Origin of the sequence: Brotocaccenecus cirricatena (assembly GCF_020687045.1) — a bacterium.
GTDB classification, from domain to species: domain Bacteria; phylum Bacillota; class Clostridia; order Oscillospirales; family Oscillospiraceae; genus Vescimonas; species Vescimonas cirricatena.
Genome location: NZ_JAJEPW010000009.1, coordinates 13,049 through 25,921, shown reverse-complemented (window position 1 = coordinate 25,921; position 12,873 = coordinate 13,049). Strand labels below are relative to the sequence as shown.

Here is a 12,873-nt window from a genome sequence, read left to right as displayed (position 1 = left end):
GTGGTCTTTGCGGAGGCGCAGCCTTCTTTGGAAAAACAGATCGCACAGAGTGCGGAGGGAATGTCCGCTCTGGGCGGCAAGAAGGGTGAATTGCTGAAAGACCGGGAACTGTTTCCTGCAGGCGATTCCGTCTGCGATTGGCTGGCCATAGCTATGGCACTGTCCGGCACAAGGGAGAGCTATTCCGACTATTTGGCGGAACTGAAGGCCCATGTGGAGGACGCATACGCCAAAAACGGATGCCTGGACCGCAACAAGGCCACGGAATACCACCGGATTTCTTTAACGGTGCTGGCACTGGGGGGCAACCCCACCAACTTCGGCACGAAGCCCGACGGCTCGGCCATTGACCTGATCGCAGAGGGTACTTACAACTATGCCCGTGATCCGGGCGCTCAGGGCTTAAATGGCTGGATATGGGCGCTGCTGACCTTGGATGCCGGGGACACAGAGGTCCCGGCAGACGCCCTGTATTCCCGGGAGGACATGGTAAATGCCATTTCCGTTGCTCAGGAGCCGGACGGCGGCTTCGGCCTGATCCCCGGAAAATCGGATGTGGACATCACCGCTATGGCGGTGCAGGCCCTAGCTCCTTATCGGGACCAGATGGAGACCGAGATCGACGCAGCACTTTCCTATCTTTCCGGCCAGCTGACGGACACTTGCGGGTATATCGCCTACGGCGATGAAAACGCGGAAAGCACCGCCCAGGTCATCCTGGCCCTGTGTGCGCTGGGCATTGACCCGGAGACGGATAGCTGTTTTGTTAAGGGCGAGCACACCCTGCTGACGGAGCTTTCCCAGTTCCGAGAAGCGGACGGCACCTACCGCCATGTGCTGGAGGGGGCCGGCGACGGCCTGGCAACGGCCCAATCCGTCCTGGCCTTAGTGGCTGTGCAGCGTGTGCGGTCCGGGCAGCCGTGGGTGCTGCATTTTGACGGCACTCAAGCGCCCCGTGAGGCATTCGGCACAAACGGAATCATCATCTGCGCCGTGATCGGTGCGGTAGTCGTAATCGCCGCCGGTGCGATCTACATCATCGGCAGAAAGAGGAAAAAAGCATGAACAAGCTGACAGATCAAATTCAGGCAGAGGTCAACAAGGTCGTTTTGGGCAAGGGGGACATCGTCCGCAAGGTGCTGCTGGCCATCCTGGCACAGGGCCATGTGCTGCTGGAGGATGTCCCCGGCGTAGGCAAGACGACGCTGGCCAAGGCATTTTCCAAAACGCTAGGTCTGGACTCCAAGCGTGTCCAGTTCACCTCCGACACCCTGCCATCGGATATTATCGGGTTTTCCGTATTCGATAAGGCAGACGGCAAGCTGAAATATCAGTCTGGAGCCATTATGACCAATCTGTTGCTGGCGGACGAGATCAACCGTACCTCCAGCAAGACCCAATCCGCTCTGCTGGAGGCTATGGAGGAGTTGCAGGTCACCGTGGACGGCGTGACCCGGCCCCTGCCGAAGCCCTTTATCGTGCTGGCAACGGAAAACCCGGTGGGTTCTGCGGGTACGCAGATGCTGCCCGCATCCCAGCTGGATCGTTTCATGCTCCAACTGAGCATGGGCTATCCCAATCGGGCCAGCACGGCGGCACTGCTGAAGGATCGCCATCATGTGGACCCGCTCTCTGCCTGCCAGACAGTGACTTCCCCTGCCGAGCTGGAAAAGCTCATTGCAGAGGTCAGCAATATCCATGTGGCAGACCGAATTTATGACTATATTGCAGAGCTGGTGGATCTGACCCGCTCCAACGCCTATGTGACCCTGGGTGTCAGTCCCCGTGGCGCTTTGGCTGTGACCCGTGCGGCCAAGGCCAACGCCTACTTAGAGGGCCGGGACTATGTGATCCCTGACGATGTGTGCGCCGTGTTCCCGGATGTGTGCGTCCACCGTCTGATCCTCAACTCCAAGGCGCGGCTCCAGGACTATACAGCGGCACTGATCCTGCAAAATGTACTTACCTCCGTCCAGAAGCCGGATGTCCGGGAATTTTCCAGCAAATGAGAAAAACGATCTTAGGCAGCGCCCTGTGTTATCTGATCCTGCTGCTGGCGTTGGCGGCGCTGCTTCTTACAAGCGGCTCCTTCTGGGCGCTGGCCGGACTCTGCTTGCTGCTCCTGCTGCCCCTGGCCTCCTGGGCGGTCAATTTCTATGTCCGCAGGCACCTGCAGGCGGACATTCTGACCCCGGCCACAGCGGCAAAACGCACGGCAGTCAGCTGTCGGGTGCGTATCCGCAACGGAGCGTTTCTGCCCGTAATGCGCTATGGCTGTCAGGTCTCTATCCGCAATGATCTCACTGAGGAAGATCAGACAGTGACGCTGACCGGCAGCATCGGAGCCAAGGGTGAAAGCAGCCAAACCATCCTGCTGCAAAGCAGCTTCTGCGGCAGAGTGTATGTGCAGATCAGCCGGTTTACCCTGCTGGACTATCTGGGCCTGCTTCCCATGAAGGCCCTCGTGAAAGCGGATGCCCGTCTGACCATCCTCCCGGACCTGTATCCAATGGAGGCGGACATGACCGCCCGACCGGCCTATGCCGACGACGGCGCTTCCAATCGACGGGGTGAGGACCGCAGCGAGGTGTACCAGCTCCGGGAGTATCGCCCCGGCGATGACATCCGGCAAATTCACTGGAAGCTGTCCTCCAAGTTCGATGAGCTGATTCTGAAAGAGGCCAGCCAGCCGGAGAGCCGTTCCCTTTTGGTATTCTGGGATAAGCGCACCGGCGGTAACCCCCAGCAGATGGACGCACTGGCGGAGGTCGTGTCCTCCGCAGGCATGGCACTGCTGCAAAGTGGTGTACCCTATACCCTGTGCTGGACGGACCGGGACGATCTGCAGGTCCAGGACATTTCAGAGGAAAACCAGCTTTTGCAGGCTATCCCGGCTCTGGTAAAGACCAGGGGCAGCGCTGAGTGCCGCCTGCCCAAAACTGACGGTTACAGCCGAATTCTCTGTTTCGGCACAGCGCCGGAAGAACAGCTGCTCACGGACGGACGGGTGCATTTCATCCTCTGTACCGAAGAACAGTACCCCGGTGCGACCACCTTTGCCCCGCAGAATTATTCCGAGGCCATGCAGCGACTGGAGGTTTAACCCATCATGCGAAAAAATGAAAATGGACTCCAGTGGATTGTCACCGAAACGGCACAGAAAAAGCTGCACTTTCCCTGGGGCGCTTGGGTGGTCTGTGCCGTTCTGACGGTGGGCTTCTGCTTGCTTTTAACCGCTGCATTTCCCTCTGTTCCCTACCCATGGTGGGCTATGACAGCAGCTGCGATTTTGGTGCAGGCGGCGTTGCTGATAGTATACCAAACCAGAATCGGGAACTGGCTCGTTCCAGCGGGCATCGGCGTGTTGCTTCTTCTGAGCTTGGCACTGAACAAGTTTGCCCTACCCGGTTTTGGAACACTGACAAATGATTTCCTGACCCTGCTGACGAAAAAGACCGGGAAGATCTACCTGGACCTTGCGGCAGCGGATGCCCAATTTCTGCCTCTGGCGGTAACGGTTCTGCTACTGGCGGTGTCGCTGCTTCTCAGCCGCAGCGCATGGAGCGGACGGATGCTGCTGGCCTTGCCGATTCTGCTGCCCTGCTATGCAGCCCTGTTGCTGGGCTTGTTTCCCATAGGCATCGGCGGTGGGCTGCTGATTATTGGCACGGTGCTGCTGATGGTGCAGCACACGGCAGAGGGAGAAGCCCTTGCAGGCGTTCCGGCGCAGCTGATCTTGCCGGTCCTGTGTGCAGCGCTGTGTCTGCTGATTGGCCTGTCCTGCCAAGACAAGCTGAATACAGACATGGTCGAGACGATGCAAACCCAGCTTCACCAGCGGCACTACGACAGCGATACCAATTCCATGCCGGAAGGAAACCTCAAGAACTTACCCGCCTGGAATAAAAGCGACACCCCGGCGCTGGAAGTCACAATGGAGCAGCCGGAAAAGGTGTATCTGCGTGGGCAGGTCTACGACACCTACACCGGCACCGGCTGGAAAGCAGCCGATACCGAAGAAACCGCCCAATATGAGGACCTTTTCTATTGGCTCCATGAGGCGGGTTTCTACGGCCAGAGTCAAATTGCACTGGCGGATGGCTATACGGAGACGGCCACACCGCTGTCCATGACTATACGAAATCTCTCCGCCTGTTCCGCCCACGGCTACTACCCCTACGCCGTCTACGGCAGCGAAACGCTGGCAGCGGACCGCATCGGGGACACGAATCTGCCCCCGGCAGAGAGCCTGTATTATCTGAAAGGCAGCGTCCCGGACTGGTATCAGATCCAGCGGAACCTCTCCACAGCCCAGGGCCGGGAAAACATCGAGACCTATCTATCCAAGGAGCAGGCCTATGCCGACTATCTCCGGGCCGTGGACCTGCAAATGACCCAGGACAGCTGGGCCGTCCTCCAGCGGCAATTGAAGCTGGACACCCAGACCCGGACCATCAGCGACATCCGCACCATCATCTTTGACTATCTACGGGAAGCCATGACCTACGATGAGACTGCCCGGACCATGAACGGCAGCGGCGACTTCCTGCAATATACGCTGGAGCGCAGCGGACACGGCTACAGCGTCCATTACGCCACGGCAGCGGTGCTGATGCTGCGCTACATGGGCGTTCCGGCCCGCTATGTGGAGGGATATTACCTCTCGGCAGAGGATGCCGCCCGCTACAAGGCCGGTGAGACCATTACCCTGACGGAAGAAAACGCCCACGCCTGGGCGGAATACTATGTCAGCGGTGTCGGCTTTGTGCCGTTCGAGGTGACTCCCGGCTACATAGACGACGAGGAACTGTCCCTGGGCGGCGACAGCCCGGATGAGAATACCTATGAGAACAACACCCAGCAATTTGTAGAGGTGGAGCAGCCAGAGGAGGTCAACGAGCACAAGCAGGACCGATTTACCTTCTCACTGAATGCCCACTACCTACTGCTTCTTCCCTTGCTGCTGATCCTGCTGCTGGCCGGGTGCATTTTCCATCGCCGCAGGGTGTTTCGGAAGAAGATGGCCGCTATCGACGCCGCAAACGACCGGGAGGCCATTGCCATGCGCTATGGCTATGCCGTTTGCCTGCTGCGCCACAGTACGGTGCAGTTCTCGGAGGATGCTGCGGAGGCCGCAGAACTGAATCAAAAGGCGCTGTTCAGCACCCAGGAGATGACCCCGGAGCAGCGCAAGCAGGTTGACTCATTTGCCGTGCGTGTACTGGATGCCTGCAAGGGCAGCTGGACAACCTGGGAGAAAATACGGTACCGGCTATGGAACTGCCTGTATTGAAAAAAAGGAGGAAGGAAAATGCACAAAAGAGTAATGGCTCTGCTGCTGAGTCTGGTGCTTCTGCTCTCTGCCGCCATGCCGGTCACGGCGATGGCCGCAGAGGGGTACGCCGGTAGCTTTGTGCTTGTGGCTATGAACGCCAACAGCACCATCGTGGAGCCGACCCGTATCCAGTATAAATCTGGGCAAACCATTCAACAGGCGCTGGCGGATTCAGATATTGACTTTGTCGGCCTGGAAAACGGATTCGTCTATGAGATCAACGGCGTTTCCGCCAATTACCTGCTCTATTATGACAAGGGTGGCTATAAGCTGGACGCTCCGGCTTCTTCCGTCAAGGCCCTTTGCTTCCATGTATCTTCGACTTATTCGGACGCAGCTATCCAGCTGATTATCCAAATGGCGGATTACCTGGACATGACCAACCATGTGCAGAATTATCCGGCAGCGGCCAGTGCCTACGCAGCGGCGCTGAAGGGCCTGCGGACGGCAACTGCCGACTCGGCAGGACCATTGCTGAAAAACCTGAAAGACGCCATTGCCGAATATGCGGCCCTTCTGGACGGGACCAAATACACCGTCTCCGCCACAGCAACCCAAAACGGCAATGCGGTGGAGGCACCGATCCTCTCCCTTACGGATGTCTATGGCAATGTTACCACCGGCACCGGCAGCGTCCAAGTCATCGCCGGCGACTATAAGTTCTGTGTGTCCGACGGCGGATATAACCGCACAGAGGGAACGCTGACGGTCTCCGCCGACGCCCAGGTCGCTGCGACCCTGCCCTACGGCGAGTGGTTCGGCAATATCCGGCTGCTGGATGTCGATCAAGAACCTTACCGCGCTGCACAAAACCGTGCAAACCACACGGCGCAGTATTGGATCGAGGATACAGCCAATGCTCTGAGCAGCGTGTATCTGAATGCGGCGATGGGCAATGTCCCGAATACCAAGACCACCAAGCTCCGCACCATCTATACCGGCACCAACGGCAAGGATATGTCGGGCATATCCCGCAGCTGGAACAGCACAGCCACATCCCTTACTTATCTGCTGACCTCTGGCATGGAGGGCAAGACCTTCGCGCTGGAAGCACAGTATACAGGCTCGGACGGCTACACGCAGATTCAGTCCTACGATGTCACCGTGACCCGTGTGCCCACGCTGAAGGCTCTGGCAGCCACGGCGGAGGGGACCAAGCTGCCCCTGGAGTTTGCGCCCAACACCCGGGAGTACAGCCTAAAAACCGTGTCCTCCACTGTGGATATTGACGCCGCACCATTTGGTGAGGATTATACCGTCACCGGAACCGGGGCGGTGCAGCTGACCGGAGACACGCAGGATCACATGATTCAGGTAGCAGCGCCCAACGGGGAGCAGAGCACCTATACCCTCCACATTCAGAAGGTAGCTTCCGTACCGGTGACGCTGGCTGTGCCTTCCGGAACAACGGTGCAGGTGATCAATGGAGCAGGCTCCGAGATTGCCCCGGTGGACGGGATCTATCACCTGGTCCCCGGCGAGAGCTATACCTGCATCGCCACGAAGAACACCTGGTATCATACGCAGATCACCTTCACGGCCTCCAGCGGACTGAATGTGTCCGTCCCGGAGCCTGTCACCACCGACTGGCTGACCGATCTGGCATTCTACAACGGCACCTATGCTTCCAGCCGGATCGCCTACGCCGCCGACAAGACCTTCACGGCGGCAGACCACACCTACAACTATACGGTGTCCGACTGCAACAGCTCCGTTGCCATGCAGGCCACGGCAACCGGAACCGTGACGGCGCTGTATCGGACCCAAAGCACCGTGCCGGGGATTCATAATCTCGCACGGATGGAGACGATCACAACGCCTGTCAGCAAAACGGGTCTTGCTCAGAGCCTGACCTACGCCGTGGCCAAGGCCGGTTACGGCCAGACGGTGACGATCCGCATTTCCAAGACAGAAAACGGCACTACCTACTATCAGGACTACGATATTCAGCTGCTGCGGCAGCTGCACCTGTCCAGCCTGACTATTGCCACAAAGGATGAGACACTGCCCTTTGTAACTCCAAAGGGCGCAACGGCCCGCTTTGATCGAGATACCACGGATTATTATGTTAAGGTAGACCGGGAGACCGCCGCTCTCTACCTCTCCGGCACCTATCCCAACAGCAGAACAGACACCGCCTGCTGCGGCGGGTACTATGCCAAGGTCAACGGCGTACGCTATGACACGCTGGCCGGCGCGGAAGCGGTCCTGAACACAGACCTTTATAATGAGGATATTTCGGTACAGGTCTGCCACGCAGATACCGGCAGCATTGAGCTGACCTATACCGTCCATGTTCAGAAAAGTGACCCCATCCAACTGACCATCCAAACGACCCCGGCGGATGCCACGGTGTTCCTGACCAACGATCTGAACGGCAAGCGCATCGTGGAGAAAAACGGCACCTACAGCCTGACCCCCGGTGCCAGCTATTCCTACACTACCACCTGCGCCGGGTACATCGGTCAAACGGTGGAGCACTATACCGCCCCCGACAAGGACGGTACACTGACCATTACGCTAAAGAAGGCTCCAGCCAACGACAAGCTCATCAATTTCGATTCTGCGTGGCCCCACTTACGCCAAAACAATGAGAATAACGGTGTGGTGGACTACAAGACGCCGGTCTACGCCAAGGATGCCGAGCTGTACTGGGCTACCTCCATTGGATCCGGCTACGATGTGAACGCCTGCGGCTGCCCCATTTTGGTGGACGGTGCCATCTACACCTACTCCGGCTCCCGCATTTACAAGGTGGATGCTATCTCCGGCGAAATTCTCATTGATAAGCCCATGGATCACAACTCCAGCTTCGCCATCAACCCGCCCACCTACGCCAACGGCATGATTTTCGTGGGCCTGTCTGACGGCACGATCCAGGCGTTCGACGCCAATACCCTGGACTCCCTATGGATCTATCGGGACTCCATCGGCGGTCAGCCCAACAGCTCTATTGTCTATCACGATGGCTACATCTACACCGGTTTTTGGGTAGGCGAGATCAACGAGGCCCACTATGTGTGCCTGAGCGCCACCGACGAGGACCCCACGCAGACGATGGAAGAAAAGCTCCCCACTTGGTACTACACCAGCAAGGGCGGCTTCTATTGGGCCGGTGCCTATGTGTGCGACGACTTCCTGCTGATCGGCACGGATGACGGCGCTTCCGGCTACACCACCGGCAAGCCCAGTCTGCTGTCCTTTAACCCCAAGACCGGCGAACTGCTGTCCTCCTACAAGATGAATGTGACCGGCGACATCCGCAGCTCTATCACCCATTACAACGGCAAGTATTACTTCACCAGCAAGGGCGGCTACTTCTACGAGGCCACTGTGGACGAAAAGGGTACCATTGAGGATGTCCGCACCTTGAAGCTCTACAACTATGCGGACGATCCCGCCAATCCCGCCATGTCCACCTGCACACCCACCATTTACAATGGGCGGGCCTATATCGGCATCTCCGGCACGGCACAGTTCGGCGCATACAGTGGCCATAACCTTACGGTCATCGACATCCCCAACTGGGAGATCGCCTACACTGTGCGCACCCATGGCTATCCCCAAACCAGCGGTGTTTTGACCACTGCCTATATGGAGGAGACAGGCTGCGTCTATGTGTATTTCTTCGATAACTTCACCCCCGGCAAGCTCCGGGTGCTGGAGGACAAGCCCGGTCAGACCGAGGTTTCTCTGAAAACCATGGAGACCTATACCGCCAGCGGAAAAACGGAGACCTATACGACGCCCTACAACATCTTCACCCCCAGCGGCGCACAGGCGCAGTACGCCATCTGTAGCCCCATCATGGATGAGTACGGCACCATCTACTTTAAAAACGACTCCGCCTACCTGATGGCCGTGGGCAGCACCATTGAACGCATCGAGGTCACGAAGCTGCCGGACAAGACGACCTACAATGTAAAAGACACCTTCGACCCCACCGGTATGCAGGTAACGGCCTACTACGCCAACGGCATGACCCGCGATGTGACAAAGTATGTCACCTGGTCCGATAAGCCGCTGAAGGCCAGTGATACCGACTTCCAGATCACCTTCCCCTACGCCATGTACCAAAACCGAGAAAACAGCGACACCCTGGAGATGGAATACGGCGTCCACTGCGATAAGCCCATGACTACCCTGACCCTGACCATTGGGGACCAGACCGAGGTCAAATACGGTGATGTAAATGGGAATGGTAAAGTCGATTCCACGGATGCCGCCATTGTCTACCGTTATGCAAATGGAAAATATCAGTTGTCTGCGGATCAACTTTTGGCAGCTGATGTAAATGGTGATGGTGTCGTGAATACGACGGATGCTGCATTGATCTACCGTGTAGCAAACGGAAAGCTGTCAAAGTTCCCGGTGGAACAATAAATCATAGTGGTACACGGAAATAACCCGGATATGAAATGACCTCCCCAGCTTGCCCACCGTGCGCATTGTACGGTGGGTAAGCCGCACTGACGGCAAAAAAACAGTTCTGCAAGGAGAAGACGCCTATGAAAAAACATTCCATTGCGCTGCTGCTCCTGCTGGTGCTGCTGACCGGCTGCGGCGCAAAGACAGAGGAGGCACCATGGCAGACCGCCTACCGTGAAACGGGTAAATATCTACAAGAGCAAGATGCGCTTTCCGCAGGCTCTGTTGGCGGCGAGTGGGCGGTGATCGGCCTGAGCCGTGCCGGACTTCTCAGTGATGAGACTGCGCAGAGCTATGAGCAGACGGTAGAGGACTATGTCAAGCAAGCAGGTTCCGTGCGGCTGCACCACGCGAAATCCACTGAGAACTCCCGCGCCATCTTGGGCCTGACGGCTGCCGGATATAATGCCGCCAACATGGCGGGCGTTGATCTGACGGCGGGCCTAACCGACATGGCCTATCTGCGGGCACAGGGTACCAACGGCCCCATCTGGGCGCTGATCGCGCTGGACTGCCATGGCTACGATATTCCCCAGTGCGCCGATGGCGAGGAGCAGACCACCTGCGAGGGACTGGTGGCGGAGATTCTCTCCTATCAGTGCAGCGACGGCGGCTGGGCGTTGATGGGCGACGAATCCGATGTGGACATGACCGCCATGGCCCTGACATCTCTGGCCCCTTATCAGGAGGAGACAGACATCAAGGCGGCAGTTGACGCGCCGCTGACCTATCTGTCCGATGCCCAGCAGGCCGATGGCGGCTTCATGAGCTGGGGCGCGGCCAACAGCGAGTCCTGCGCACAGGTCATCGTGGCTCTGACGGCGCTGGGCATTGATTCCGCAGCGGACAGCCGCTTCGTAAAAAACGGCGCGTCCCCGCTGGACGGCCTGTGCGCCTTTGCCTGCGAGGGCGGCGGCTTCCGTCACAGCGATGAGGTATGGCTACCGAGCAGGGCTTCTACGCACTGGCCGCCTGCGACCGCTTCCGGCAGGGCCAGACACGCCTGTTCGACATGACGGATATTGAGGTGAAGTGATATGCGGCGATCCAAACCTCTGTGCACATTGCTTCTGGCACTGCTCCTGCTGACCTGTGCCGGAGGGAAAACCGGCTCCTGTAGAGCCACAGGACAGCGATGTGGATGCGGACACAAAGTATACCTGCATCATATCCATCTCTTGCGAGACGATCTTGGACAATATTGATAAGTGCGTTGAGAGCAAGAAAGCCCTTGTGCCGGAGGACGGTATCATCCTTCCAGCCACAGAGGTAACGTTCAGCGACGGCGAAAGTGTCTACGATGTACTGCAGCGTGTCTGCAAGGCAAATAAGATACACATGGAGTCCAGCTTTACGCCGGTGTATAACAGTGCCTATATCGAGGGTATTCACAATCTGTACGAGTTCGATGTAGGGAAGCTCTCCGGCTGAATGTATGCCGTCAACGGATGGTTTCCTAACTACGGCTGCTCCCGCTACCAACTGAATAACGGCGATGTGGTGGAGTGGTGCTATGCCTGCGATCTGGGAGAAGATCTCGGCAGTGGTATGGGAGGATAATGGAGGCACCAGAATATAGAGAACGCTGATATAGGAAGCGGAGTTCCCGGAACACATTGGCCTCTGGAGATATTCGAGAGGCCGCCTAACCATGCGACCAGACAACACAACAAAACGGACAAAAAGCCAAGGATGGCCCTTTGCGGCCATCCTTGGCTTTTTGTCCGCTTTTCATTATGCGGATACCAATTTCATTGCCGTGCCCCACCGTTTCTGCCGTTTGCGAGTTCTTCACAAATGACGAAACGGAGGGAATAAAAGGTCCCGTCAAGATTTATGCGCAAAATTGTTTGCAGGCTCCGGCGGAGTGAAGTCAGCCGGCAACGGAGGCGTCGTCCATAACCGCCTCCAAGTGCTTCATGTTCATGTATTTCTTGTTGCCCCACTGGGTGCCCGCCACATGGCGCAGCCGTGCGCAGACCAGCATCAGGGCGGAGTTGCCGTCCGGGAACGTCCCCACCACGCGGGTTCTGCGGCGGATCTCCCGGTTCAGCCGCTCGATCACGTTGTTGGTGCGGATGCGCGTCCAGTGCTCGCTGGGAAAATCGCAGTAGGTCAGCGTTTCCTCAATGCCGTCCTCGACCTTCTTGGCAGCTTCCTTCAGTTTCATGGTGCGCAGCTCGGCGACCACGGCTTTCGCCTTCTCACGGGACCCTTTTTTGCTCTCCTGGGCGTGGATCGCCTTGAGCATTTTTGCCACAATTTTGACCTTGGATTTGGGCACAACAGAGAAAACGTTGCGGTAGAAATGCACCGTGCAGCGCTGGTATTTGGCGTCCGGGAACACCTCGCCCACAGCCTCCAGCATCCCCATGTACTTGTCACCGACGATGAGCTTCACGCCGTCCAAGCCGCGCCCACGGAGCCACTGGAAGAAGCTGACCCAGCTGGCCTTGTCCTCTTTCATGCCCTCAGCGGCACCCAAAACCTCGCGAAAACCGTCCTCATTCACGGCGATCGCCACCAAAACAGCAACATTTTCGTACTCTCCGCCCCAGTTGCGGCGCAGGTAGATGCCGTCCACGTAGACGTATGGATAGTGGCCGCCCTGCAAGGGGCGGTTGCGCCAGTCCTCAATGTGAACGTAGGCTTTCTTGTTCAGCTCACTGATGGTGGCAGGCGAAACCTTGCTGCCCCACAGCGCCTCCGTGATGTCCTCCACCTGGCGCACGGAAACGCCTGCCAGGTACATCTCGATGAGGGCCTCCTCCACGCTGCTCTCCCGGCGGCGATACCGCTCGATGATGGCGGTCTCGAAGGACATGCCCTTGAGCCGCGGCATGTGGAGCGTAACGTTGCCGGAGGTCGTGGTGAGATTCCGGTCATAGTGACCGCTGCGGTAGCCATGACGGGCCTCGCTGCGCTCATAGCGGGCCGCCTGCGTCAGGGACTCCGCCTCCTTTTCCAGTAGCTCGTTCAGGGTTTCCTCTACACTTCCTCGAACTAATTCTTTGAGCTGCCCCTTGATAATTTCCTCATTGAATTGTACAATCTTCTCGGACATAGTTTGCTGTCTCCTTTCGAATGTTTGTGTGGTAACTTCATTCTAC

General features: G+C 57.7%; 9 protein-coding genes. 8 read left to right on the top strand and 1 reads right to left on the bottom strand.

What is annotated here, in order from left to right; genetic code table 11:
* Positions 1–27: 27 nt before the first annotated feature.
* The 8 genes from LKD37_RS04655 to LKD37_RS17720 all read left to right on the top strand — a co-directional run bounded on the left by LKD37_RS04655 (position 28) and on the right by LKD37_RS17720 (position 11,323).
* Positions 28–1,065, top strand: coding sequence for a prenyltransferase/squalene oxidase repeat-containing protein (locus LKD37_RS04655; protein ID WP_302928120.1), 1,038 nt, complete (start codon positions 28–30; stop codon positions 1,063–1,065).
* Entirely contained in the window at positions 1,062–2,009 is a 948-nt protein-coding gene (locus LKD37_RS04650) for an AAA family ATPase (RefSeq protein WP_302928119.1), read from the top strand. The genes LKD37_RS04655 and LKD37_RS04650 overlap by 4 nt, the downstream gene beginning before the upstream one ends.
* Positions 2,006–3,103 carry a DUF58 domain-containing protein gene (locus tag LKD37_RS04645; protein ID WP_302928118.1) on the top strand — a complete coding sequence of 366 codons (1,098 nt, stop codon included), beginning with the start codon at positions 2,006–2,008 and terminating at the stop codon, positions 3,101–3,103. The genes LKD37_RS04650 and LKD37_RS04645 overlap by 4 nt, the downstream gene beginning before the upstream one ends.
* A 6-nt stretch (positions 3,104–3,109) precedes the next feature.
* Positions 3,110–5,293, top strand: coding sequence for a transglutaminase-like domain-containing protein (locus LKD37_RS04640; RefSeq protein WP_302928117.1), 2,184 nt, complete (start codon positions 3,110–3,112; stop codon positions 5,291–5,293).
* An 18-nt stretch (positions 5,294–5,311) separates the two neighbouring features.
* Positions 5,312–9,718, top strand: coding sequence for a dockerin type I domain-containing protein (locus LKD37_RS04635; protein WP_302928116.1), 4,407 nt, complete (start codon positions 5,312–5,314; stop codon positions 9,716–9,718).
* Positions 9,719–9,843: 125 nt separating this feature from the next.
* A complete protein-coding gene (locus LKD37_RS04630) occupies positions 9,844–10,779 on the top strand; it encodes a hypothetical protein (RefSeq protein ID WP_302928115.1) in 936 nt (311 codons plus the stop codon).
* Between the two features lie 175 nt (positions 10,780–10,954).
* Positions 10,955–11,194 carry a hypothetical protein gene (locus tag LKD37_RS17725; protein WP_349048766.1) on the top strand — a complete coding sequence of 80 codons (240 nt, stop codon included), beginning with the start codon at positions 10,955–10,957 and terminating at the stop codon, positions 11,192–11,194.
* A complete protein-coding gene (locus tag LKD37_RS17720; protein ID WP_349048765.1) occupies positions 11,195–11,323 on the top strand; it encodes a DUF4430 domain-containing protein in 129 nt (42 codons plus the stop codon).
* Between the two features lie 313 nt (positions 11,324–11,636).
* Here the strand turns inward: LKD37_RS17720 and LKD37_RS04620 are convergent, their stop codons facing one another.
* Positions 11,637–12,827: an IS256 family transposase gene (locus LKD37_RS04620; RefSeq protein ID WP_431833246.1), complete on the bottom strand. Its 1,191-nt coding sequence runs from the start codon at positions 12,825–12,827 to the stop codon at positions 11,637–11,639.
* Positions 12,828–12,873 lie beyond the last annotated feature (46 nt).

Coding starts and splice junctions, on each gene's coding strand:
- LKD37_RS04650 (WP_302928119.1), top strand. CDS start 1,062: ATGAACAAGCTGACAGATCAAATTCAGGCAGAGGTCAACAAGGTCGTT.
- LKD37_RS04645 (WP_302928118.1), top strand. CDS start 2,006: ATGAGAAAAACGATCTTAGGCAGCGCCCTGTGTTATCTGATCCTGCTG.
- LKD37_RS04640 (WP_302928117.1), top strand. CDS start 3,110: ATGCGAAAAAATGAAAATGGACTCCAGTGGATTGTCACCGAAACGGCA.
- LKD37_RS04635 (WP_302928116.1), top strand. CDS start 5,312: ATGCACAAAAGAGTAATGGCTCTGCTGCTGAGTCTGGTGCTTCTGCTC.
- LKD37_RS04630 (WP_302928115.1), top strand. CDS start 9,844: ATGAAAAAACATTCCATTGCGCTGCTGCTCCTGCTGGTGCTGCTGACC.
- LKD37_RS17720 (WP_349048765.1), top strand. CDS start 11,195: ATGTATGCCGTCAACGGATGGTTTCCTAACTACGGCTGCTCCCGCTAC.
- LKD37_RS04620 (WP_431833246.1), bottom strand. CDS start 12,827: ATGTCCGAGAAGATTGTACAATTCAATGAGGAAATTATCAAGGGGCAG.